Source organism: Actinomadura harenae, assembly GCF_003696215.1.
In the GTDB taxonomy this organism is placed as follows: Bacteria; Actinomycetota; Actinomycetes; order Streptosporangiales; family Streptosporangiaceae; genus Spirillospora; species Spirillospora harenae.
Genome location: NZ_RFFG01000021.1, coordinates 78,176 through 100,721, shown reverse-complemented (window position 1 = coordinate 100,721; position 22,546 = coordinate 78,176). Strand labels below are relative to the sequence as shown.

At 72.5% G+C, this 22,546-nt stretch carries 17 protein-coding genes and 1 pseudogene; 13 read left to right on the top strand and 5 right to left on the bottom strand.

Annotation, left to right across the window (positions count from 1 at the left end):
• Positions 1 to 11: 11 nt before the first annotated feature.
• Positions 12 to 2,723, top strand: a complete 2,712-nt coding sequence (locus tag EBO15_RS14425; RefSeq protein WP_122194885.1) for an AAA family ATPase — start codon at positions 12 to 14, stop codon at positions 2,721 to 2,723.
• A 98-nt stretch (positions 2,724 to 2,821) separates the two neighbouring features.
• Here EBO15_RS14425 and EBO15_RS14420 read toward each other — a convergent pair whose 3' ends face one another.
• Complete coding sequence (locus EBO15_RS14420; protein WP_199744529.1) at positions 2,822 to 4,192, bottom strand: nucleobase:cation symporter-2 family protein; 1,371 nt, start codon at positions 4,190 to 4,192, stop codon at positions 2,822 to 2,824.
• A 153-nt stretch (positions 4,193 to 4,345) separates the two neighbouring features.
• Here EBO15_RS14420 and EBO15_RS14415 point away from each other — a divergent pair, with 153 nt between their 5' ends.
• Positions 4,346 to 4,552 (top strand): I78 family peptidase inhibitor, encoded by a 207-nt coding sequence (locus EBO15_RS14415; protein ID WP_122194883.1) that lies wholly within the window; start codon positions 4,346 to 4,348, stop codon positions 4,550 to 4,552.
• Between the two features lie 62 nt (positions 4,553 to 4,614).
• Here EBO15_RS14415 and EBO15_RS14410 read toward each other — a convergent pair whose 3' ends face one another.
• Together EBO15_RS14410 and paaI are read right to left on the bottom strand one after the other, a co-directional pair.
• Positions 4,615 to 5,280 carry a TetR/AcrR family transcriptional regulator gene (locus tag EBO15_RS14410; protein ID WP_122194899.1) on the bottom strand — a complete coding sequence of 222 codons (666 nt, stop codon included), beginning with the start codon at positions 5,278 to 5,280 and terminating at the stop codon, positions 4,615 to 4,617.
• 5 nt (positions 5,281 to 5,285) lie between these two features.
• Entirely contained in the window at positions 5,286 to 5,720 is a 435-nt protein-coding gene (gene paaI, locus EBO15_RS14405; RefSeq protein WP_122194882.1) for a hydroxyphenylacetyl-CoA thioesterase PaaI, read from the bottom strand.
• A gap of 89 nt (positions 5,721 to 5,809) precedes the next feature.
• Between paaI and paaA the strand changes: the two genes are divergently transcribed.
• Genes paaA through paaE form a run of 5 tightly spaced genes read left to right on the top strand, consistent with a single transcriptional unit; the run spans position 5,810 to position 9,603 of the window.
• Complete coding sequence (gene paaA, locus EBO15_RS14400) at positions 5,810 to 6,877, top strand: 1,2-phenylacetyl-CoA epoxidase subunit PaaA (RefSeq protein WP_122194881.1); 1,068 nt, start codon at positions 5,810 to 5,812, stop codon at positions 6,875 to 6,877.
• Positions 6,874 to 7,158, top strand: a complete 285-nt coding sequence (gene paaB, locus EBO15_RS14395) for a 1,2-phenylacetyl-CoA epoxidase subunit PaaB (protein WP_122194880.1) — start codon at positions 6,874 to 6,876, stop codon at positions 7,156 to 7,158. Before paaA ends, paaB begins: the two co-directional genes overlap by 4 nt.
• A 10-nt stretch (positions 7,159 to 7,168) precedes the next feature.
• On the top strand, positions 7,169 to 8,011 hold the full coding sequence (gene paaC / locus EBO15_RS14390; protein ID WP_122194879.1) for a 1,2-phenylacetyl-CoA epoxidase subunit PaaC: 843 nt from the start codon (positions 7,169 to 7,171) through the stop codon (positions 8,009 to 8,011).
• A gap of 16 nt (positions 8,012 to 8,027) precedes the next feature.
• The gene (gene paaD / locus EBO15_RS14385; RefSeq protein ID WP_122194878.1) at positions 8,028 to 8,510 is read left to right on the top strand and encodes a 1,2-phenylacetyl-CoA epoxidase subunit PaaD; all 483 of its coding nucleotides are present in this window, start codon (positions 8,028 to 8,030) and stop codon (positions 8,508 to 8,510) included.
• A gap of 1 nt (position 8,511) precedes the next feature.
• Positions 8,512 to 9,603, top strand: a complete 1,092-nt coding sequence (paaE, locus tag EBO15_RS14380) for a 1,2-phenylacetyl-CoA epoxidase subunit PaaE (RefSeq protein ID WP_122194877.1) — start codon at positions 8,512 to 8,514, stop codon at positions 9,601 to 9,603.
• Here the strand turns inward: paaE and EBO15_RS14375 are convergent.
• Positions 9,591 to 11,999 carry an ATP-binding cassette domain-containing protein gene (locus EBO15_RS14375; protein ID WP_122194876.1) on the bottom strand — a complete coding sequence of 803 codons (2,409 nt, stop codon included), beginning with the start codon at positions 11,997 to 11,999 and terminating at the stop codon, positions 9,591 to 9,593. The genes paaE and EBO15_RS14375 overlap by 13 nt on opposite strands.
• Between EBO15_RS14375 and EBO15_RS46000 the strand changes: the two are divergent.
• A pseudogene (locus tag EBO15_RS46000) lies at positions 11,971 to 12,450 on the top strand (MauE/DoxX family redox-associated membrane protein); the annotation flags it as partial. The gene EBO15_RS14375 and the pseudogene EBO15_RS46000 overlap by 29 nt on opposite strands.
• A 427-nt stretch (positions 12,451 to 12,877) precedes the next feature.
• Here EBO15_RS46000 and EBO15_RS14365 read toward each other — a convergent pair.
• Positions 12,878 to 15,019, bottom strand: coding sequence for an MMPL family transporter (locus EBO15_RS14365; protein ID WP_122194874.1), 2,142 nt, complete (start codon positions 15,017 to 15,019; stop codon positions 12,878 to 12,880).
• Between the two features lie 152 nt (positions 15,020 to 15,171).
• Between EBO15_RS14365 and EBO15_RS14360 the strand changes: the two genes are divergently transcribed.
• The 5 genes from EBO15_RS14360 (at position 15,172) to casA (ending at position 22,534) form a co-directional block, all read left to right on the top strand.
• Positions 15,172 to 16,335, top strand: a complete 1,164-nt coding sequence (locus EBO15_RS14360; protein ID WP_147481497.1) for a sensor histidine kinase — start codon at positions 15,172 to 15,174, stop codon at positions 16,333 to 16,335.
• Positions 16,332 to 17,003 (top strand): response regulator, encoded by a 672-nt coding sequence (locus EBO15_RS14355; protein ID WP_122194872.1) that lies wholly within the window; start codon positions 16,332 to 16,334, stop codon positions 17,001 to 17,003. The genes EBO15_RS14360 and EBO15_RS14355 overlap by 4 nt, the downstream gene beginning before the upstream one ends.
• A 32-nt stretch (positions 17,004 to 17,035) precedes the next feature.
• Positions 17,036 to 17,401, top strand: a complete 366-nt coding sequence (locus EBO15_RS14350) for a DinB family protein (protein ID WP_122194871.1) — start codon at positions 17,036 to 17,038, stop codon at positions 17,399 to 17,401.
• A 620-nt stretch (positions 17,402 to 18,021) separates the two neighbouring features.
• Entirely contained in the window at positions 18,022 to 20,829 is a 2,808-nt protein-coding gene (locus tag EBO15_RS14345; RefSeq protein WP_158628225.1) for a CRISPR-associated endonuclease Cas3'', read from the top strand.
• A 163-nt stretch (positions 20,830 to 20,992) separates the two neighbouring features.
• On the top strand, positions 20,993 to 22,534 hold the full coding sequence (casA, locus tag EBO15_RS14340; RefSeq protein WP_199744528.1) for a type I-E CRISPR-associated protein Cse1/CasA: 1,542 nt from the start codon (positions 20,993 to 20,995) through the stop codon (positions 22,532 to 22,534).
• The last annotated feature ends 12 nt before the right edge of the window (positions 22,535 to 22,546 follow it).

Genomic DNA, 22,546 nt, shown 5'->3' with positions numbered 1-22,546 from the left:
TGATCCTGCGAATGGGCGTGTTCATCTCACGAAGGCCCGAGCGGCAGCGCCTTGAGGGCCTGCTGCACGCGGCGCGGGACGGCCGGGGCGGCTCGGTCGTGGTGCACGGTGAACCCGGCATCGGCAAGACCGCGCTCCTGGAACACGTGTCGGCCGCCGTACCCGGTTTCGGGCACCTGCGGACGGTCGGCCGCGAGTTCGCGGGCGAGGTGCCGTATTCGGCGCTCGAGGAACTGTGCGGTCCGGTCCTGGACGAGCGGAGAGCGCTGCCCGGGCCGCAGCGCGTGGCGCTGGAGGTGGCGCTCGGCCTTCGCGACGGTGACCCGCCGGACCGTTTCCGTGTCGGCCTCGCCGTACTCGGCCTGCTCTCGGAGGCCGCCGGGGACCGGCCGATCGCCTGTCTCGTCGACGACGCGCAGTGGATCGACCACGCGTCGCTCCAGGCCCTCGCGTTCGCGGCGCGTCGTCTCGCCCGGGAGCCGGTGGCCTTCCTGTTCGCCCTGCGGGACCCGCGGGACGCGCCCCCGCTGGACGGCCTGCCGCGGATGCCGCTGACCGGCCTCGGGCCCGACGCCGCCCGGAACCTCCTCGACTCCCGGCTGCACACCTCCCTCGACGAGCGGGTCCGCGAGCGGATCATCACCGAGACCAAGGGCAACCCGCTGGCGCTCCTGAGCCTGCACCACGGCGTCGACCGGGCCGGTCTGGCAGGCGGGTTCGCCCTGCCCGAGGTCCAGCCGCTCCAGGAGCGGATCGCGGCGAGCTACCGGACGCGCCTGGCCGCGCTGCCGGAGGAGACCCGAAGGCTGCTGCTGGTCGCCGCGGCGGAACCGCTCGGTGATCCCCTTCTGCTCTGGAAGGCGGCCGGACACCTGGGCCTGGGTGAAGGGGCCATGGCCCCCGCCGAGGCCGATGGGCTCCTGGAGATCGGCGTCCGGGTCCGCTTCGCCCACCCGCTCGTGCGCTCGGCGGTCTACTGCTCGGCCGCACCCGGGGATCGCAGGGCCGCGCACCGCGCGCTGGCCGACGCCACCGAGTCCGCGACCGACCGGGACCGCCGGGCCTGGCACGGCGCGCAGGCGGCGGAGAAGCCGGACGAGGACATCGCCACCGAGCTGGAACGATGCGCCGACCGGGCACGGGGCCGAGGCGGCGTCGCGGCCGCCGCGGCCTTCCTCGCACGGGCCGGTGAGCTGAGCCCCGATCCCGCCCGGCGCGCTCCGCGCGCGCTGGCCGCCGCGGAGCTGAAGTTCCGTGCGGGAGCCGCTCCGGACGCGCTCCGCCTGCTCGAGGTCGCTCGGGCCGGGCCTCTCGGCCGGGCGGGCCTGGCCACCGCCGAGCTGCTGGCCGCGCAGCTGGCGGCCCATGCCGGGCAGGGGCGGCAGGCTCCGCTGCTGCTCCGGACGGCCGCCGTCCGGCTGGCGGCCCATGACCGTCCGCTGGCACGTGAGACCTGCCTGGACGCCGTCGCCGCGGCCATGTGGGCGGGCAGGATCGCCGGGCCGGGCGCCCTCACCGCCGCCGTCCGGGCCGTGGCGTCCGCCGTCCCGGACGCGGCGGAGACCCGTCCGCTGGACCTGCTGCTCGACGGGCTGATCCTCCAGCTGACCCGGGGACACCGCGCGGCGGTCCCCCTCATGCGGCGGGCCGTGGACGCCTTCCTCGGCCAGGCGGGTGAGAGCCGCTGGCTGTGGCTCGCGTGCAGCGTCGCGACGGACCTGTGGGACGAGGCCGCCTGGCGCGTGCTCTCCGAGCGGCAGGCCACGCTGGCCCGCGAGTCGGGAGCGCTCACCTCGCTTCCCACCGCCCTGCACTACCGGGCGCTGGCGCACATCCACGCGGGAGAGTTCGCCGGGGCCGCCGACCTGGTGGACGAGGCGTACGCGGTCGAGGAGGCGGGAGGCACCGCCGGTGTCTCCTGCGCCGATCTGGCCCTGCGGGCCTGGCGCGGAGACCAGGGCGGAACGTCCGAGGCCATCGCGACGAGCGCCCGGGTGGCGCACGAACGCGGCGAGGGCCGCACCCTGTCGGCCATCGACTACGCCGCCGCCGTCCTGCACAACGGCAGTGGCGACCACGCCTCGGCTCTGAAGATCGCCTTGAGCGCCTGCGAGGACGACGAGCCGGGCTTCCACACCTTCCTCCCGCCGGAGCTGGTCGAGGCCGCAGCGCTCGCGGGACGGCCGTCCCTCGCCGTCCCGGTGGTGGAGCGGCTCGCCGAACGCGCCGAGGCGAGTGGAACCGCGTGGGCCACCGGCATCGCGCTGCGGTCCCGGGCGCTGCTCAGCACCGGTCCCGAGACAGGCGAGCTGTACGCGGCGGCGATCGAGCATCTGAGCCGCAGCGAAGCCGTCCTGCATCTCGCCCGCACTCACCTGCTCTACGGGGAGTGGCTCCGGCGTGAGGGGCGTCGACGCGACGCGATCACCCACCTCAGGACCGCGCACCAGAGGCTGACGTCGGCCGGGGCCGCGGGTTTCGCCCGGCGCGCGGCCCGGGAGCTGGCCGCGGTCGGGGAACGGCCGCCGAAGGCCGCCGCGTCCCCCTGGGGCGGGCTCACCGCGCAGGAGGCCCGTGTCGCCGCGCTCGTCGCCGCCGGCGCGACCAACCGGGAAGCGGCCGAACGGCTCTTCCTCAGCCCGCGCACCGTGGACGCTCACATGCGCAACATCCTGCGCAAACTCGGACTCGCCTCACGCAAGGCGCTTCGCGACCTCAGATGACACGCCCGGCTCCGCCGGCTTCCTCGCGGAGGACGGAGAACGGCCGGGCTCCGTCATTCGGCTGACAGAGCCCGGCCGGGGACGGCGTGTGTGGGCCGTCAGGACGCGGTGGCGGGGACGGACTCCTCCGTGTCGGCCGGTGGCCTGCGGGTCAGGACGTTGAAGAACAGGTTCAGCAGGACCGCGGTGAGGCTGCCGAGGACGATGCCGCTGTTCAGGATGGACGCGACGTCGCGCGGCATGTTCTCGCCGAACGCCGGGATGGTGGACGGCACGAACGCCATGCCGACGCTGATGCCGACGATCAGGGCGTTCCGCTCGTCCCGCAGGTCGGCCTGGCCGAGCGTCTGGATGCCGACGACGGCGACCATGCCGAACATGACCATGGCCGCGCCGCCCAGGACGTCCGGCGGGATGGACGCGACGTACGCCGCGGCCTTCGGGAACAGGCCGAGGATCATCATGATGAACCCGGCGGCGACCACGACGAACCGGCTGCGGACGCGGGTGAGCCGGACGAGCCCGACGTTCTGCGCGAAACAGGTGTACGGGAACGCGTTGAGCGTGCCGCCGAGGAAGGTCGACAGGCCGTCCGCGCGGAGCGCCCGGGTGATGTCGCCGTCGCTGACCGGCTTCCCGACGATCTGGCCGGTGGCCTTGGAGTCGCCGACGGTCTCGACGACCGTCACCAGCATGACCAGCAGCATCGCGATGCAGGGGCCGATCTGGAAGGTCGGCGCGCCGTAGTGGAACGGGGTGGTGACGCCGAACCAGTGGGACCGCCCGACCTGGTCGAACGAGGTGTCGCCGAGCATCCACGACACGACCGTCCCGCCGACCAGGCCGAGCAGGATCGCGACGCTGGACAGGAACGGCCGCCGCAGCCGGTACAGCAGCACGATGAACAGGACGGTGCCGCCCGCGTACGCCAGGTGCTTCCAGCTCCCGAAGTCCGGCTTGCCCTTGAGCGCCGCGCCGCCGGCGGCGTCGGTGAGCGCGTTCGGGATGAGCAGCAGGCCCATGATGGTCAGGACGGTGCCGGTGACGACCGGCGGGAACAGCCGCAGCACCCGTCCGAGGACGGGGGCGGCGAGGAACATCACGACCCCGGACGTGATGGTCGCGCCGTAGATCGCCAGCAGCGCCGCGGTGGGGGTGGCCGCGCCCTGGCCGATGGCGATCATCGGGGCGACCGCGGTGAAGGTGACGCCCTGCACGATCGGCAGCCGCACGCCGATCTTCCAGAATCCCCACGCCTGGATGATCGTGGCGATGCCGCAGGTGAACAGGTCCGCGTTGATCAGGTACACGAGCTGCTGCGGGGACAGCCCGATGCCGCTCGCCACCAGGATGGGGACGACGACGGCTCCGGCGTAGAACGCCAGGACGTGCTGGAATCCGTAGAGGGCCAGCTTGGGCAGGGGGAGCACCTCGTCCACGGGGTGCTTCCGCGTGCCTTCCTCCGACATGCCTGCCTTGCCTTTCGAACGGTAGGTAAATGACATGCGTGGTGGCCCCGGCCTAAGGGCGGGGCCGAGGTCGCAGAACCTATCGCCCGGCGTCCGGGCGCTCGCAGGCGGGGGCTTGTTGACCTCGGGAAACACCGAGCGGATCATGGCGGCATGGAGATGGGGCAGCCGGAGCGGGACGAGTCGCTGGACGCCTATGTGGGCCTTCCCGCCGACCAGGCGGAACGCCGGGCCCGGGACCTGGGCTGGACGTCGGTGCGGCGGCTCGGCCCTCACACGGTGGTCACGATGGAGTACCGGCAGGGCCGGATCAACTTCACGGTGGAGGGCGGGCGCGTCACCAAGTGCTGGTCCGGCTGAGACGGCCCGGCGGGCGGGTTCGACTCAGAGGGGACGGGCCCGGGGGCCGGGACGGGCTCGACTCAAGGGGCGGGCTCGGGCCGGGAGGGGCTGCGGAGGCCGTCGAAGAGAAGCGCGGCCAGGCCGTCCGCGACGGCCTCGGCGGTCATGCCGCCGTCCGGGCGGTACCACTCGGTGAGCGAGTTGACCGCGCCGAACAGCACGCGCGCGGCGAAGCCGGGGTCGACGTCGTCGCGGACCCCGCCCTCGGCCGCGGCCCGCGCGACCAGGCCCGCGAGGCGGTGGTCGAACTCTCGGCGGCGTTCGAGGGCGCGCCGCTCGACCTCCGAGTTCCCGCGCACGCGCAGGAGCAGCGTGACGTAGGGCTGCTCGTCCACCAGGACCCGGACGGCGCCCCGGACCGTCCGCTCCAGCCGCTCGGTGGCGGTGACCGGCGGATCGATGATCGCGGTCCCGCCGGAGGCCCCCGGGGGGCGGTCGAGTTCGGCGTCCAGGACGGCGAAGAGGGCGTCCAGGGCCCGGTTCACGGCGAGGTCGAGGAGTTCCTCCTTACCGGACACGTGGTGGTAGATGGCGGACTTGGTGATGCCGAGGCGCCGCGACAGTTCCTCCATGCCGGTGCCGTCGTAGCCGCGCTCGTTGAACGCGGCGACGGCGACGTCCAGCAGGCGGGCGCGGTCGTACCCGGGCCGTCCGCGCCGTCCGCCGGTGACCGGTGTGGTGCTCATGTCGGTCACTGTCGCACAGGTTGCTCGGGGGCGGCCTCCCGGCGGGAGAGTTCGCGGGAGCGGCCGCGGAACTCGGCGACGACCTCGTCGCCGCGCCTGATCGTGACGTCGTAGACGCCGCTGCGGCCGTAGCGGACGCGTTCGCGGGCCTCGGCGTGCAGGACGTCCCCGGCGTAGGCGGACGTGACGAAGGTGACGTCGGCGCCCGCGGCGACGGTGACCGGCCCGTGGCTGTTGCAGGCACATGCAAACGCGGTGTCGGCGAACAGGAAGATGTAGCCGCCGTGGGCGAGGCCGTGGCCGTTGACCATGGTCTCGGTGACCGTCATCCGCAGGTCGGCGGTTCCGGGGCCCCAGTCGATCAGTTCGATGCCGAGTTCCGCTGAGGCCCGGTCGGTCGCGAGCATCGCGTGCACAGGGCCTTCGGGCTTGTCGGGCATGTCCGGGTCCTCCTGGGGTGTCTTGCCGTGGACGGGTGTCATCCCTCAGACTAATTACTGAACGAATGGTCGGTAAGGAAGTGGGGCCGATGACGCAGACCACGACCGCCGCGGAGCCCGGGGCCGAGGACCGCCTCCAGGCGCACTTCGACGGGGTGATCGCGCACGACCGGCGGATCGAGCCGCGCGACTGGATGCCGGACGCCTACCGGAGCACCCTGGTCCGGCAGATCGCGCAGCACGCGCACTCGGAGATCATCGGGATGCAGCCGGAGGGCGCGTGGATCACACGCGCGCCGTCCCTGCGCCGCAAGGCGATCCTGTTCGCCAAGGTCCAGGACGAGGCGGGCCACGGGCTGTACCTCTACGCGGCGGCGGAGACGCTCGGCGTGGACCGGGCCGACCTGACCCGCCGCCTGATCGAGGGTCGGCAGAAGTACTCGTCGATCTTCAACTACCCGACCCTGTCGTTCGCCGACGTCGGGGTGATCGGCTGGCTGGTGGACGGCGCGGCGATCTGCAACCAGGTGCCGCTGTGCCGCAGCAGCTTCGGCCCGTACGCGCGCGCGATGGTGCGGATCTGCAAGGAGGAGTCGTTCCACCAGCGGCAGGGCTACGAGCTGCTGCTGACCATGATGCGCGGCACCGCGGCCCAGCGGGCGATGGTGCAGGACGCCGTGGACCGCTGGTGGTGGCCGTCGCTGATGATGTTCGGGCCGCCGGACACATCGTCCCCGAACTCGGCGCGCTCGATGGGATGGAAGATCAAACGGCACAGCAACGACGAGCTCCGCCAGCGGTTCGTGGACATGACCGTCCCGCAGGCGGAGAAGCTCGGCGTCACGCTGCCCGACCCCGAGCTGCGCTGGAACGAGGAGCGCGGCCGCCACGACTTCGGCACCCCGGACTGGGACGAGCTGAAGCGCGTGATCAGCGGCGACGGCCCCTGCAACGAGGAGCGGATCGAGCGGCGGCGCCGCGCCCACGAGGACGGCCAGTGGGTCCGCCAGGCCGCCGCCGCGCACGCGAGGAAGCGGGCCGCCCGGCAGGACGCCGAGCACGAGGCCGCGGCCGGTAAGGAAGCGGCCGGTGGGACCGCGGCCGACGGGACCACGGCGGGCGAGGCCGGGCAGGCGGACGAGCGGGAGGCGCGATGAACGAGGACTGGCCACTGTTCGAGGTGTTCGTGCGGGGCAAGCGCGGGCTGAACCACGTGCACGTCGGGTCGCTGCACGCGGCGGACGGCCGGATGGCGCTGACGCACGCGCGCGACCTGTACACGCGGCGGAACGAGGGCGTGTCGATCTGGGTGGTGCGGTCGTCCGACATCACCGCGTCGACGCCGGACGAGAAGGACCCGTTCTTCGAGCCGAGCGGCGACAAGGTCTACCGGCACCCGACGTTCTACGACATCCCCGACGACGTCCCGCACATCTAGGGAGGCGACGATGCGCGAAGACGATCACGTGTACCTGTCGCTGGCGCAGGAGCAGGACGACTCCCGCTGGGCGTTCGGCACGGGCTTCCAGGACCCGCTGCACGGCGTGGACACGACCGTCCCCGACGGCGTGGACCCCGCGGGTCTGGCCGCGCTGTGCCTCGGTCTCGGGGACGACGCGCTGATCGCGTCGCAGCGGCTCGCGGAGTGGTGCACGCGCGCGCCCGAGCTGGAGGAGGAGGTCGCGCTCGCCAACATCGGCCTGGACCTGCTCGGCCAGGCGCGCATGCTGCTGACCCGCGTCGGCCAGGTGGACGGCACCGGCCGCACCGAGGACGACCTGGCCTACCAGCGCGAGACCGAGGAGTTCCGCAACGTCCGGCTCGTGGAGCTGCCGAACGGCGACTTCGCGTTCTCGATGGCGCGGCTGCTGGTGTTCTCCGCGCACCGGCTGGCGGTGTTCGAGCGGCTCGCCGCCGGGCATCCGGACCCGGTGCTGCGGGCCGTCGCGGCGAAGGGCGTCAAGGAGCTGACCTACCACCGGCAGTACGCGGCCGAGTGGGTCGTCCGGCTCGGGGACGGCACGGACGAGTCGCACCGCCGCATGCAAGAGGGCCTGGACACGATCGCACCGTACGTCGACGAGCTGCTCCGGGCCACGCCGTCCGGGCAGGACGTCCGGGACGAGGTCGGGGCCGTCCTGGCTCAGGTGGCGGAGGCGGCGACGCTGACGGTGCCGGAGTTCGAGCGGATGGACGGCGAGGGCCGCGCCGGGGTGCACACGCCGTGCCTGGCGCCGCTGCTGTTCGAGATGCAGAGCGTCGCGCGCGCCCTCCCCGGAGCCCGATGGTGAGGTGGGGAGGATCGAGATGAGCGCACGCGAGATCGCGGAGCGGGTCGCCGACCCGGAGCTGCCGATGCTGACGCTGGCGGACCTCGGCGTCCTGCGGGACGTCGCGGAGGCCGCGGACGGCTCGGTCACGGTCGCGCTGACGCCGACCTACAGCGGCTGCCCGGCGATGGCCGAGATGCGCGCCGACGTGGTCCGGTCGCTACACGCGGCGGGCTACGCGGACGTGCGGGTCACGACCGTCCTCTCCCCGCCGTGGACGTCCGACTGGATCACCGGGGAGGGCCGGCGGAAGCTGGCCGAGTACGGGGTCGCGCCGCCTGGAGAGGCCCCGCGCGGGCCGGTGCCGCTGACGCTGGGGGGTGTCCGGCGGGCGGTGCCGTGCCCGCGCTGCGGGTCCCGCGACACCGAGGAGACGTCCCGGTTCTCGTCCACGGCGTGCAAGGCGCTGTGGCGCTGCCGGGCCTGTTCCGAGCCGTTCGAGCAGGTCAAGGAGATCTAGCGTGACCGTTTCGGCGACCACCGCCCCCGTCCGCCGCCGCCGGACGTTCCACCGGCTGCGCGTCGCGGACGTCGAGCGGCTCTGCGCGGACGCGGTGGCCGTCACCTTCGACGTGCCGCCGGAGCTGGCCGCGGAGTTCGCGTTCCTGCCGGGGCAGGCGCTGACGCTGCGCCGGATCGAGGACGGCCGGGACGAGCGCCGCTCGTACTCGATCTGCGCGCCCGCCGGGTCCCCGCCGCGGATCGGCGTCCGCGAGGTGCCGGGCGGGCTGTTCTCGTCGTGGCTGGTCAACGAGGCGCGCGCGGGCGACGAGGTCGAGGTGATGGGCCCCACGGGCACCTTCACCCCGGACCTCGGCGAGCCCGCCCACCACGTGCTGGTCGCGGCCGGGTCGGGGGTGACGCCGATGCTGTCGATCGCGGCGTCCGCGCTGGCCGCGCATCCGGACACGCGCGTCACGCTGCTGTACGGCAACCGCCGCACCGACACGGTGATGTTCACCGAGGACCTCGCCGACCTGAAGGACCTGTACCCCGCGCGATTCCACCTCGCGCACGTCCTGTCCTGGGAGCCGCGCGAGGCCGAACTGCTGTCCGGGCGCATCGACGCCGGGCGGTTCGCCGCGCTCGTCGACGGCCTGGACCTGCGGGACGCGTCGCACTGGTGGCTGTGCGGGCCGATCGGGATGGTCGAGGACGCCCGGCGCGTCCTGGACGGCCTCGGGGTGCCCGCCGGGCGCGTCCACCGGGAGCTGTTCTTCGCCGAGGACGAGCCGGTCGAGCCATTGCGGCACGAGGACGCGGCGCCGCAGGGCCCGGTCAGCCGGGTCACGATCACGCTGGACGGCCGGTCGACGACGGCGGCGCTCCCCCGCGACCGGACCGTCCTGGAGTCGGCGCAGCGCGTCCGGCCGGACCTGCCGTTCGCGTGCAAGGGCGGCGTCTGCGGGACGTGCCGGGCGAAGGTGACGTCCGGGTCGGTGCACATGCGGCGCAACTTCGCGCTCGAGCCGGGCGAGGTCGACGCCGGGTACGTGCTGACCTGCCAGTCCCTCCCGGAGACCGACGAGCTGTCGGTCGACTACGACGCCTGACCTGCGCGGCCGCCGCCACTCAGGGCCGTCCTGAGGTAGGGCGCGGTGCGGCCGGAGGAGGCGGCGACGTCGGCGGGGGCGCCCTGCGCGATGACGCGTCCGCCGGCCGCTCCGCCTCCCGGGCCGAGGTCGATGACGTGGTCGGCGGTCGCGACGACGTCCATGTCGTGCTCGACGACCACGACGGTCGCGCCCTCGCCGACGAGCGCCCGCAGCTGCCCGACCAGGACCTCGGTGTCGGCGGGGTGCAGGCCGGTGCTCGGCTCGTCCAGGACGTAGAGGGTGCCGCCGTGGCGGGCCCGCTGGAGCTCGGACGCCAGTTTCACGCGTTGCGCCTCGCCGCCGGACAGTTCCGTGGCGGGCTGGCCGAGCCTCAGGTAGCCGAGGCCGACCTCCCGCAGCGTCCGGAGGGACCGCGCCGCCGGGCGGACGTCGGCGAGGAACTCGGCGGCGTCGTCCACGGTCATGTTGAGGACCTGCGCGATGTTCACGTCCCGGTAGGTGACCTGCAGGGTCTCGGGGTTGTAGCGGGCTCCGCCGCACACCGGGCACGGCGCGTAGGTGCTCGGCAGGAACAGCAGCTCGACGGAGACGTAGCCCTCGCCCTGGCAGTTCTCGCAGCGGCCTCCGGCGACGTTGAACGAGAACCGCCCGGCGTCGTAGCCGCGCGCCCTGGCCTCGCCGGTCTCGGCGAACACCTTGCGGACGGCGTCGAACAGACCCGTGTACGTCGCGAGGTTGGAACGCGGGGTGCGCCCGATGGGCTTCTGGTCGACGCGGACGACGCGTCCTTCACCGTCGGTGGGGGCGTCAGCGATGGCGTCGAGCAGGCTGGACTTGCCGGACCCGGACACGCCGGTGATCGCGGTGAACACGCCCATCGGGACGTCCACGTCGAGGTCGCGCAGGTTGTGGCGGGAGACGCCGCGCAGCTTCAGCCATCCGGACGGCTCACGCGGCGCGTACTCCGGGCGCCCGGCCTCGCCGAACAGGTAGCGGCGCGTCACCGACGCGGGGACGTCGCGCAGGGCGTCCACCGGGCCGCTGTACAGGACCTCCCCGCCGTGGACGCCCGCGCCGGGCCCGACGTCGACGATCCAGTCGGCGCGGTGCACCACCGACAGGTCGTGCTCGATGACGAACAGGCTGTTCCCCGCTGTTCTCAGCCGTTGCAGGCTGGCCATCAGCGCTTCGGTGTCGGCCGGGTGCAGGCCCGCGGACGGCTCGTCCAGGACGTAGACGACGCCGAACAGCCCGGAGCGGAGCTGCGTCGCCATCCGCAGCCGCTGCAGCTCGCCCGCCGACAGGGTCGTGCTGGCCCGGTCGGTGCCGAGGTAGCCGAGGCCGAGCTCGGTCAGCACCTCGACGCGTTCGATGAGGTCGCGGGACAGCACGGCGGCCGGGCCCGTCCCGCGCGCATGCGGGCGCAGGACGGCGGCCAGGTCGATGAGCGGCAGCGCGGCCAGGTCGGCGACGTCGCGTCCGGCGAAGGTGACGGCGAGCGCCTCGGGCCGCAGCCGCTTGCCGTGGCAGACCGGGCAGATCGCGCTGGTCATGAAGGTCTCCGCCTTCTGGCGGCGCTTCTCGCTCTTCGACTCGGCGTACGCGCGCAGCACGAGCCGCTTGGCGCTGTGGAAGGTGCCCTGGTAGGTGCCCTGCGTGCGGTGGGCCTCGCGCACCGGGTGGACGGTCACGACGGGCTGCTCGTCGGTGAACAGGATCCAGTCGCGGCGGTCCCGGGGCAGCTCGCGCCAGGGCCTGTCGACGTCGACGCCGAGTTCTTCGAGGATCTCGCGGAGGTTCTTGCCCATCCAGCCGCCCGGCCAGGACGCGACGGCCCCCTCCCTGATCGACAGCGACGCGTCCGGGACCAGGGACGCCTCGGTCACGTCGTGGACCTCGCCGAGGCCGTGGCAGTTCGGGCAGGCCCCCACCGGAGTGTTCGGCGAGAACGCGTCGGAGTCCAGGCGGGCGGCGCCCTCGGGGTAGTCGCCCGCGCGGGACAGGAGCATGCGCAGCGAGTTCGACACCGCCGTGACCGTCCCGACCGACGACCGGGACGACGGGTTCGAGCGGCGCTGGCCGAGCGCGACCGCCGGGGGCAGCCCGCTGATCTCGTCCACGTCGGGGGCGCCGACCTGGTGCAGCAGCCGCCGCGCGTAGGGGGCGACCGACTCCAGGTAGCGGCGCTGCGCCTCGGCGTACAGCGTCCCGAACGCCAGGGACGACTTGCCCGATCCGGACACGCCGGTGAACACCACGAGCGCGTCGCGCGGGACGGCCACGTCCACGTTCCGTAGGTTGTGCTCCCGCGCGCCCCGGACCCGGACGAACGGATCCGCGGCGCCTTCCGGTGCGGCCGGGTCGATGGGCTCGGATTCCCCCCGTGAGTCCATGATCCTCACATTACGGCAGGCCGGTGGGGCTCGATTAGCATGGCCCGTTCCGAAGGGGGTGGGAGGGATGGGCGCGATCGTCCTCGGCGCGGCAGGTCCGGCGCTGGTGGCGGTGCTGATGGTCGCGGCACTCGGCAAGCTGCGTGATCCGGGTGGTTTCGCGCGGGCCGTCGCCGGGTACCGGCTGGTGCCGTCCGGGCTGGCGCAGCCCGCCGCGTGGGCGGCTCTCCTCGCCGAGCTCGTGGTGGCGGGGCTGCTCGTCCCGCCCGGGACGCGGCACATCGGGGCCTTCTGCTCGGGGCTGCTGTTCCTCGTCCTGCTGTTCGCGCAGGTCTCCGTGCTGCGGCGCGGGCTGCGGGTGGACTGCGGCTGTTTCGGCCGTCCCGGGCGGACGACGCTGGTCGGGCCGGTGAGCCTGGCCCGCGCGGGCGCGATGCTCGTCCTGTCGGTCATGGCGGCGTTCGCGCCCGGCATGCCGGTTTCCGGGCTTCCGCTGGCCGCCGGGTATCTGCTGGTCATCGCCGGGCTGGGGCTGGTGCTGCGTCCGGGGCCGGTGCCCGTGGAGGCGCCCGCCGCGCCGGAGACCGCGCGCGGGCCACGGGCCGGGGACCCGTTCGTCCTGGCGGGCGAGGTCGCGGCGCGGCGCGAGCCGACGCTGTTCGCGCTGGTCGCGCCCACCTGCGGGACGTGCCTGGACGTCCTGCCCGCGTTCGTCGAGGCGTCCAGGGACGTCAGTGTCGTGGTGGTGACCTCGTTCGGGGAGGCCGCCGCGTTGCGGCGCGGCGGCCTCCCCGTGGTCGTCGACCCGGACGTCTTCGACGCGAACGGCGTGCCGTGGCCGCCCTACGCCGTGCTCGCCGACGCGTCCGGGACCGTCGTCACGGCCGGACCGGCGGACGCTCCGGGAGGGCCGGCCGCGCTGGTGCGCGCGGCGCGCGGCGTCCCGGCGCCCACCACGCCCACTCCCCCAGCAGGCGCATCACGGCGGGCACCAGCAGGCCGCGCACGACGGTCGCGTCCACGATCACGGCCAGGATCAACCCGACCCCGATGACCTGCATGAACACGATCCCGGACGCCAGGAACCCGGCGACCACCACGACCATCAGCAGCGCCGCGCTGGTGATCACCGTGGAGGTCCGGCGGACGGCCGACGCGATCGCCTCGGCCGGGTCGGTGGTCCGGGCGCGCTCCTCGCGGATCCGCGCGAGCAGGAACACCTCGTAGTCGACGGCGAGACCGAACGCGATCGCGACGATCAGTACCGGGAAGTCGGCGTCCACGGCCCCGACCGGCGTGAACCCGAGGACGCCGGAGAGCCACCCGTCCTGGAAGACCAGCTTGATCGCGCCGAACGCGGCCGACAGCGACAGCAGGTTCAGCAGCAGCGCCTTCACCGGCAGGACGACCGACCCGAACGCCCCGAACAGCACCGCGAACGTCACGAGCGCGACGAACGCCAGCATCCACGGCACCCGGACGCCGATCATGTGGACGATGTCGACACGGGACGCGGGCATGCCGGTGAACAGCGCCCGGGTGTGGGGCGGGGGCGAGGTCGCGCGCAGGTCGTTCACCGTCCGGACGGCCTGCCGGGACATCGGGTCGAAGGCGTAGCCGAGGGAGATCCGCGCCTGGTCCCCGGACGTCCCGGTGACGGCCGCGCCGCGCACGCCCGGGACGTCCGCCAGACGGCGGGCGTAGGCGTCGAGCGCGGGACGGTCGGCGGCGCCCTCGACCACGGCCGTGATCTGCTTGGCGGGGTCGGCGGCGAAACGGCTCCCGAGCTCACGCGTGACGACCCGGGCGTCCGCGCCGGACGGCAGCACCCAGTCGCCCGGCCGCGCCCAGTTCACGCCGAGGAACGGCGCGCCCAGCGCCAGCAGCACCGCGACCAGCCCGATCGTGCTGAGCAGCGGCCTGCGCATGACCAGGTGGGCCGTCCGGTACCAGCGTTCGCCCGGGTTCCGCAGGCGCGGCAGCGGGACGCGCAGCGCGTTCACCCGGTGCCCGGCGAAGCGCAGCAGCGCGGGCAGCAGCGTGAGCGAACCGGCGACCGCGAACGCCACGACGGCCGCGCCCGCGTACCCCATCGAGCTGAGGAATCGGGACGGGAACACCGTCAGCCCGGCGAACGAGACCGCGACGAGCAGCCCGGACACCGCCACCGTCCGCCCGGCCGTCGCGACCGTCCGGGCGACCGCGCCGTCCAGGTCGGCGCCGTCCTCACGCAGCTCGTCCCGGAACCGGGTGACCATCAGCAGCCCGTAGTCGATCGCCAGGCCGAGCCCGAGGATCGTGACCACGTTCACCGAGAACGTCGACACGTCCGTGACGAGCGTGACCACGCGCAGGGCCGCGAACGAGCCGAGCGCGACGACCACCCCGACCGCCAGCGGCAGCGACGCCGCGACCAGGCTCCCGAACACCACGACCAGCAGGACGGTCAGCAGCGGCATCGACACACTCTCCGCCCGCGCCACGTCCCGTCCCGCGCGGGCGTTGACCTGCTCGGTCATCGCCGTCACACCGCCGAACCGGACCTTCGTCCCCGGCACGGCGAACGCCGGCTCGATCTTCTTCAGCGCCTTGACGCGCTCGTGGTCGTCGCTGGACGCGAACCGCACGGTCACGTACGTCGCGTGCCGGTCGCGGGACACGAACGCGGGATCGCCGGTGTCCCAGAACGTCCGGATCTCGGCGACGCCGGTGCGCGGCACCGCGTCCACGGCCTTGCGAATGGACGCGGCGACGGACGGGTCGTCCACGCCGCGCGCTCCCGTGTCGTACAGGACGACCACGTCGGGCGCGTGCCGTCCCAGCGGCCCGGCCAGGATCCGGTCGGCGGCCACCGAATCGCTCTTCGGATCGTCGAAGCCCGCGCCGCCCGTCAGCGACCCGAACACGCCCGTCCCCCACACCCCGGCGAACACCGCGAACGCCACCGCCGCGATCACCACCCAGCGCCGCCGCCGGGCCACGAACCGGCCCAGCGCGGCGAACAACCTCTGCTCGTTCATGCCCGCCAGAGTCGCGACGCGCCCCGGCCGCACACCTCCCCCGGCGGGCCCGTCCCCGCGCCCGAACGGCCCGCCCGGACGGCCAGGTGAAGGAGGCGGGGTCGTCCACGGGGAGGAGCACGTGCCCGGTCCGTCCGGTTTAGGCTCGTTCCGTGGCCGGGACATGGGGACGGGCGCGAGTCGCGCGCGTGATGGTGGTGGCCTGCGCGGTCGGCTACCTGGTGCTGATGCGCAGGCCCGGCACTCCGCACGCCCTGGAGGAGTGGACGATCGCGTCCGCGTCCCTGGGCGTGCTCGTCGCCGCCGTCCGATGGCCGCTCGCGGCGGCGTTCGTCCAGCCCGTCCTGCTGGTCCTCGCCGCCCGGTACGGGTCGGGCACACCGATCGTGGAGAAGGTCGCGGCGAGCATCGCGGTGTTCGAGGTGACCCTGCGGCACGACCGGCGGGAGGCCGCGCTGGCGCTCACCGCCCTCGCCGCCGGATACACGGCCATGTGGGCCGGGGAAGCCGCGCAGGACATGGCCTCGCTCGCCTACAAGGGCACGGTCATGCTCGCGCTCCCGGTGCTGCTGGCCGCCTACCTGCGCTCGGTGGAGAACGAGGCGAAGGCGGCGCGCGAACGGGCGGCCGAGGCCGAACGGCGGCGCGAACTGGCCGAGCAGGCCACCCGGATGGCCGAACGCACCGCCATCGCCCGCGAGCTCCACGACATCGTCGCGCACCACATGGCCTCGATCGTCCTGCGCGTCGGCGTCGCCCGCCACGTGTTCTCCGACGCGCCCAAGCAGAACGGGGACTCCCGGATCGGGGAGGTGCTGGACGACGTGCACGGAAGCGCCGCCACCGCGCTCGCGGACCTGCGCCGCCTGCTCGCCGCACTGCGCGCCGACCCCGGGCGCGATCTCGGAGCGATGATGACCGACCCCGGCGACCTGCCCGCCACACTCGCCGGGGTCGTCGACAGCACAGAACGGGCCGGGGTGAAGGTGGACGCCGAGGTCGGCGCGGATCTGACGCGACTCGACGCGGTGCGGGCGCTGACCGTGCTGCGGCTCGTCCAGGAGGGGATGACGAACGTGGTGAAGCACGCCGGTCCGGGCGCGGCCGTCCGGCTGGAGGTCGCGGCGGACGAAGAGGGAGCGGTGCGCGTGGAACTGGAGAACGACCTGCCGGACGGCACGTCCTCGCTGGGAGCCGGGCACGGCCTCCCGGGAATGCGCGAACGCGTCGAACTGGCCGGCGGGACCCTGACGGTCGGACCGTCCAGCGGCGGCTGGCGCCTCGCGGCCCTCCTGCCCTCGGGAGGCGCCGCGTGATCCGGCTGATGATCGTGGACGATCAGCACCTCGTCCGATCCGGGCTGCGCATGCTCTGCGACTCCGCACCGGACCTGGAGGTGGTCGGCGAGGCCGCCAACGGCAACGAGGCCGTCCGGATGGCGGCACGCCTGGCCCCCGACCTGATCCTCATGGACCTGCGCATGCCCCTGTTGAACGGCACGGCCGCGACCGAACGCATCCTCCGGGACCGTCCGGGAACCATCATCGTCGTCCTCACCACCTTCGACGACGACGACCACCTCTACCCCGCGCTCGCGGCGGGCGCCCGCGGCTTCCTCGCCAAGGACGTCGAACCCGCCCAACTCCTCGACGCCGTACGACGCGCCGCCGCAGGCGACACCCCGTTCAGCCCCCGCGCCCTACGCCGCCTGGTCGAACGAGCCGTCGCCGCCCGCGACGCCCACACCACCGAGCCCGACACCACCAACCCCGACCTCACCGACCGCGAACGCGAGGTCTTGACCCTCGTCGCCGAGGGCCTGGCAAACGCCGAAATCGCCGCCCGCCTCCACCTGGGCGTCACCACGGTCAAAACCCACCTGGCCAGCCTCCTCACCAAGACCGGCTGCCAGAACCGCGTCCAACTAGCCGTCCACGCCGCCCGCAACGCCCTCGTCGAGGCCTCCCCCACCAAAACCCGATAGGCACCGGCTCAGGCCCCGGGGCACGATGTGGCATGACCTCCGCTGCGGAATCGCTCATCGCCCTGTTCGGCTCCGTCTGGACGCGCACAGCGGACCGGCTCGCTGGTCTCACCGACGCGGAGTACCTCTGGGAGCCCGTCCCGGACGGCTGGACGGTGCGTCCTGACGCGTCCGGGCGGTGGCGCATCGACGCCGAGGGCGCTGGCGGCCCCGCCCCCGACCCCGTCCCGTTCACCACCATCGCCTGGCGAATAGGACACACCGCACTGACCCTCATCGACTACAGCGAAAGCCTCTTCAACAACCGAAACATCACCATCAACGACGTCGATTTCCCCGGCACCGCCGAAATCGGCGTCCTACGCGACCTCTACGGAACGACCAGCCCCACCCACTGACCTGCGTTGCCCGGGGGCGGCGAGAACGAGGACAGGCCCAAGCGCCAGCCTGAGTCCTCCCCTTGCGGGCTGCCTGTTGCGAGCCGGGACTGTTGCGGACCACCTCCGCTCGCGCGGAGAGAACCTCCACCGCGAGACGCACGCGACGTTCAAGGACGAACCACCTCCGCTCGCGCGGAGAGAACGCGTGCCGGGCGATGTCGGTGGCCAGCACGCTCGAACCACCTCCGCTCGCGCGGAGAGAACGCTGACCACCTGCATGAGCTGGTTCGTCCTTGCGAACCAGCTCCGCTCGCGCGGAGAGAACGTGCACGAAGCCCTTGAGGGTTACGAGCGCAGCGAACCACCTCCGCTCGCGCGGAGAGAACGTCGTCTCGTCGCATGTGCCGCACCACGCGGGCGAACCACCTCCGCTCGCGCGGAGAGAACACTTCGCGACCTGCGTCGATTAGGTGCCGTTATTGTTTTGTGACTTGCTCTGGCTGGTTCGTTCGTGGTGGATCACTTGGGCAGCTTACGGGTCGCTGGCGCGGAAATGTCGGTGGTGTGTGATGGGGTGGTCGCTCCCAGTTGTGAGAGGCTCGGAGGGGCTCATGCCAGAGCGGGATCCCGTGCGAGTGGTGGGTGTTGATGGTCGTCTCTGGGGTAAGCGGGCGGGGCTTCCGGGGGCGTATCCGGTCGCGTGTCATCTCCTCGACACGGCGGCGATCGCTGGTGCGTTGTGGGACGCCTGGCTGGCGGGGACGCCCGCGTTGCGGTCCGACGAGCTTGGTGTTTCTCGTGGTGAGGCGAGGCGGCTGGTCGGTTTCTGGGCTGGTCTGCATGACGTCGGGAAGGTCTCTCCGTCGTTTCAGGTGCTCGTGGACGATCTCTACGAGGGGTTGATCAGCGAGTCTCCGGAGTTCGCGCGTGATCAGCCCGTGAAGGGGCTGGCGCATAACGAGGTCAGTCACTGGGTGCTGGTGACGGCGCTGCGGGAGCTGGGGTATCCGGCTGCGGAGTCGGCTCGGGATGACGTTGCTCATCAGATCGCTCAGATGCTCGGGGCGCACCATGGCCGGTTCTGCCCGGCTTTGAAGCGGCGGGAGCTGCGTGATCCGCGTGGGGCTCGTGATGGCGTCGGCAAGGGGCCCTGGGAGGAGCAGTGCCGTGCGCATGTGGCGGTTCTCCAGCGGTTGACCGGTGCGTCGCAGGCGTTGTCGGCGCGGCTTTCGGCTCCGGTCGCGGTCGTGGTGACCGGGCTGGTCATTGTTGCCGACTGGCTGGCCAGTCAGGAGTCGTTCATTCGGGCGCGCATGCCCGGCCCGGGGTGGAGTGCTTCGGACCAGGACCTGGAGGCGCATTGGGCCCAGGCTGTGGCGGACGCTCCGCAGGTCGTGCGGGAGGCCGGTCTCGGGCAGGCCGATTTCCGGGACCGTCCGTTTGAGGAGCTGTTCGGCTTCGCGCCGAACGCGCTGCAGGATTCGATCGTGCGTGAATTGCCGCAGCTGGTCGGCGGGCCTGGGCTGCTGCTGGTGACCGCTCCGCCCGGGGACGGGAAGACTGAGGCGGCCTTGTACGCGGCGGGGGTGCTGGCGCGTGCGTGTGGCGTAGGTGGCCTGGGGTTCTCGTTGCCGACGATGGCGACCACCGATGCGATGCATCGCCGAGTAGAGCGGTTCGCCAGGCGTGCCTTGGCGCGTGACGCGGCGCTGACCCGCGTGCACAGCATGGCGTGGTTGTCGGCTGCCACTGCCGGGGAGGCGGCCGTCTCGGCGGCCGGCGGAGACGTCGTCGTCACCGAGCCCGGGACTTCGGTGGAGGCGGCCCAGTGGTTGCGGGGGAGTCGGCGTGGGCTGGTCGCGCCGCTCAGTACCTTCACGATCGATCAGGGCCTCACGGGGGTCCTTCCGGTCAGGTATGGGGTCCTTCGCCTGCTGGCGCTGGCAGGGAAGGTGATGGTGGTCGACGAGGCGCATGCCTATGACGCGTGGATGCACGCGTTGCTGGTGCGCCTTCTGGAGTGGCTGGGGGCGTTGCAGGCGCCGGTCGTTCTGCTGTCGGCCACTCTCACGGGAGAGTCCGCTCGTTCGCTGGTCGACGCCTACATGCGGGGGGCCGGGCATTCCGCCCCCGCGGGTGTCCTTCAGCCGTGCTATCCGGGATGGGTCTTCGCGGACGCGGCCACGGGGATCGTCCACAAGCCGCGCGCGGTGCGCAGTGAGCGTGAGCGGGAGTTGCGCTTCGACGTCCGTCCGGTGCTGCGGGGGCCCGACACCGGCCGCCCCGGCCATCGGTTAGGTGTCGTCAAGGAGTTGCTCGGTCCCTTGGTGGACGATGACCAGGGATGCGTGCTGGTGTGCTGCACCACTGTCGCCGAGGCTCAGGACACCTATGCGGCCTTGGCCGACTGGTTCGCCCAGTTGCAGGACGACGGCCGGGAGCCGCCAGAGCTGAGGCTGCTGCACTCCCGGTTCCGGACGGCCGACCGGGCGGCGGTCATCGGCGACTGTGAGGCGGCGTTCGGGAAGGACGGCTCGCGGCCTCGGACGGTGCTGGTGTCTACACAAATCATCGAGCAGTCCCTCGATCTCGACTTCGACCTCCTGATCACCGACCTTGCTCCGATGGCACTGCTGCTGCAGCGTGCCGGACGGTGCCAGCGGCACCGTGATCGCGAGCGTGACCTGCACGGAGACCGGCGTCCGGCTTGGGCCGGAGCGGAGCCGCGTGTCGTGGTGCTGGATCCGGTGAAGGCCGACGGCGACTTCTCGGTTCCGGCCGAGTGGGGCACGGTGTACAGCGAGTCTCTGCTTCGCCGCACGCATCTGCTGCTTCGGAAACTGGGCGCCTCTCTGGTCGATGTTCCCCGGGACGTGCAGGGGCTGGTGGACGCCGTCTACGCCGAGGACTTCGCGCGGGCCGTCGAGCTGGGCGCCGAGTCGGCGTCCGCCGTGATCCGAGCCGATTCCGAGAGGATCGCCGAACAGGCGGCCCACCGGCAGCTGGCGACTCTCGTCGGCATCGACCCGCCTTTCGAGCGGCGTCTGCATGACCTGCGGCGGCTCAGCAACACCCGGGTCCCGGTGGACGAGGCGATGATCGCGACCCGGCTGGGTGCGGATTCGGCTCGCCTGGTGTGCGTCTATGAGCATGGCGGCGGTCGGTGGACGCTCGATGAGCAAGGGCTCAGCCCGGCACCGGGACTGCGCGGGGAGGCGCGGGTGACGGCTCCGGAGGCTCGGCTGATAGCCGAGCACATGATCCCGGTCCCCGGCCCTTGGCTGGGCGAGGGGACCGACCTGCTGGAACCGCCACCCGCCTGGATCGACAACCCGGTGCTGAGGGGGTGGGCGCTGCTGCCGATGCGCCGTTCCGCTGACGGATTGTGGCATGGCCGCATACGGACAGCGAGTGTCCAATACTCCAAAAACCTGGGCCTCACCTAGCACCGCTTGCGTACATTCGGCGGCGTCGCGCTCGTTCTGAGCCCTGCTCCCCCGCCTGCGCGGGGACACAGCGACGGCCGTCGATTCTCTGACCTATCACCGCGGCTCACCCTCGCCGAGGCGAGGAACGCAGGGCAGCTTACCGAACCGTGTATTCGCCTGGATGAAGGGCGCTTTCATGCACCGTCGTGCCAGCTTCGACCTGGTCGTCCGCCCCTGGATGGCCGTGCGTTGGAAGAACCCCGGCGTCGACCGGCCCGGCAGCGTGGGTCTGAGGGACCTGCTGATCCACGCACACGAGATCGAGGCGCTCACCGTGACACCGCCCCCGGCGCTGTCGGCGCTGTACCGGCTGCTGTACGCGCTGACCGCCCGCATCACCGGCTTGGACGAGGATCTCGACGGGGCGGATTGGGACGAGCGCCGCGAGGATCTCTTCGGGAAGCCCTTGGACGCCGACGCGGTCCGTCGCTACTTCGTTTCCCTGCCCGGCCGCTTCGACCTCTTCGATGCGGAGCGGCCCTTCCTGCAGGATCCTCGCTTGGCCGACCCGTCGGTCTCCTCGAAGAGCGCAGGGGTCAACAAGCTCGCCATTGGCCGTCCCGCTGGCAACAACAGCGTGTGGTTCTCCCACCACTGGGACGCGACTCCCGAACCGCTCCCGAGCGCCGAAGCCGTCGCGGCCATGCTGATCTGGCTGTACTACGGCCCGTCGGGGCGATGCGCATCGCGCACCCACCTGGATGTCAAGGCCGCCGACGTCGCTGCAGGCCCCCTACGCAGCAGCCTGTCCTACCACCCTGAGGGTTCCACCCTGCTGGAGACCCTGCTGGCCGGGCTGACGCCGCCCCCGCGAGGCCTTCGCCGAGAGGACGACCCGTGCCCATGGGAGGTGCCGGATCTGCCCGATCCGCTGGCCCCGCCGAGGCAACCGCTCCCCTACCCCGGGCCGTGCTCACGCCTGACCGGCGCGTGGCAGCACGCTCTCCTCCTCGTCCCCGACGACACCGGCGACCAGGTCCTCGATGCCTACATCACCTGGGGCAAGCGCGCCAAGCAGCCCGATACCGGCGATGCCTACGTCGTTCACCAGCTGAGCAAGCAGGGGAACCTGTACGCCCGGCCCGCCATGTCTGGTCGTGCGCTGTGGCGTGACCTGGACGCGTTGCTCCAACTCGACAACACGGCCGGGTCACAGCCGCGCCGTCCCGAAGTTCTCAACGACCTGGACGATCTCGGGGTGTTCACCGTCCGGGCGCTGGGGTTCGAGCAGGACGGCAAGACCAAGGACATCCAGTTCGTCTCTGCGGCCACTCCCCCGTTGCTGTTCCGCATCAGGGAGTACGCGCCCCGTACAGCGCGGCGCATCGGTGACCTGCGCACGGCTGGGGAGATGTACGGGCAGCGGCTGGAGTACGCCGCCAAGCGTGCGTGGGCGTCGGTGACCGATGGGAAGCTCGGCGCCTGTGCCTGGGCCGAGCACGCGTCCGCCGCCTACTGGCCAGCCGCCGATGACCTGTTCTGGGACCGGCTGCAGCGCCAGGACTTCACCGAGGACGCCTGGCGGGACTTCTTGCGCGCTGCGACCTCTGCCTACGACCTGGTGACCGCCGACTACGCACGCAACATTCGCACGGCTCGTGCCATCGAACATGCCCGCCTGGAGCTCTGCGGCGGGCAACGCAAGACCAAGCGCACCGCCTGACCGTCCCTCCTC

Excerpts from the sequence above, each read along its gene's own strand:
- EBO15_RS14365 (WP_122194874.1), bottom strand. The coding sequence starts at position 15,019 with ATGAACGAGCAGAGGTTGTTCGCCGCGCTGGGCCGGTTCGTGGCCCGG.
- EBO15_RS14350 (WP_122194871.1), top strand. The coding sequence starts at position 17,036 with ATGACCTCCGCTGCGGAATCGCTCATCGCCCTGTTCGGCTCCGTCTGG.
- paaD (WP_122194878.1), top strand. The coding sequence starts at position 8,028 with ATGAGCGCACGCGAGATCGCGGAGCGGGTCGCCGACCCGGAGCTGCCG.
- paaA (WP_122194881.1), top strand. The coding sequence starts at position 5,810 with ATGACGCAGACCACGACCGCCGCGGAGCCCGGGGCCGAGGACCGCCTC.
- paaI (WP_122194882.1), bottom strand. The coding sequence starts at position 5,720 with ATGCCCGACAAGCCCGAAGGCCCTGTGCACGCGATGCTCGCGACCGAC.
- paaB (WP_122194880.1), top strand. The coding sequence starts at position 6,874 with ATGAACGAGGACTGGCCACTGTTCGAGGTGTTCGTGCGGGGCAAGCGC.
- EBO15_RS14410 (WP_122194899.1), bottom strand. The coding sequence starts at position 5,280 with ATGAGCACCACACCGGTCACCGGCGGACGGCGCGGACGGCCCGGGTAC.
- paaC (WP_122194879.1), top strand. The coding sequence starts at position 7,169 with ATGCGCGAAGACGATCACGTGTACCTGTCGCTGGCGCAGGAGCAGGAC.
- EBO15_RS14375 (WP_122194876.1), bottom strand. The coding sequence starts at position 11,999 with ATGGACTCACGGGGGGAATCCGAGCCCATCGACCCGGCCGCACCGGAA.
- casA (WP_199744528.1), top strand. The coding sequence starts at position 20,993 with ATGAAGGGCGCTTTCATGCACCGTCGTGCCAGCTTCGACCTGGTCGTC.
- EBO15_RS14425 (WP_122194885.1), top strand. The coding sequence starts at position 12 with ATGGGCGTGTTCATCTCACGAAGGCCCGAGCGGCAGCGCCTTGAGGGC.
- EBO15_RS14415 (WP_122194883.1), top strand. The coding sequence starts at position 4,346 with ATGGAGATGGGGCAGCCGGAGCGGGACGAGTCGCTGGACGCCTATGTG.
- EBO15_RS14420 (WP_199744529.1), bottom strand. The coding sequence starts at position 4,192 with ATGTCGGAGGAAGGCACGCGGAAGCACCCCGTGGACGAGGTGCTCCCC.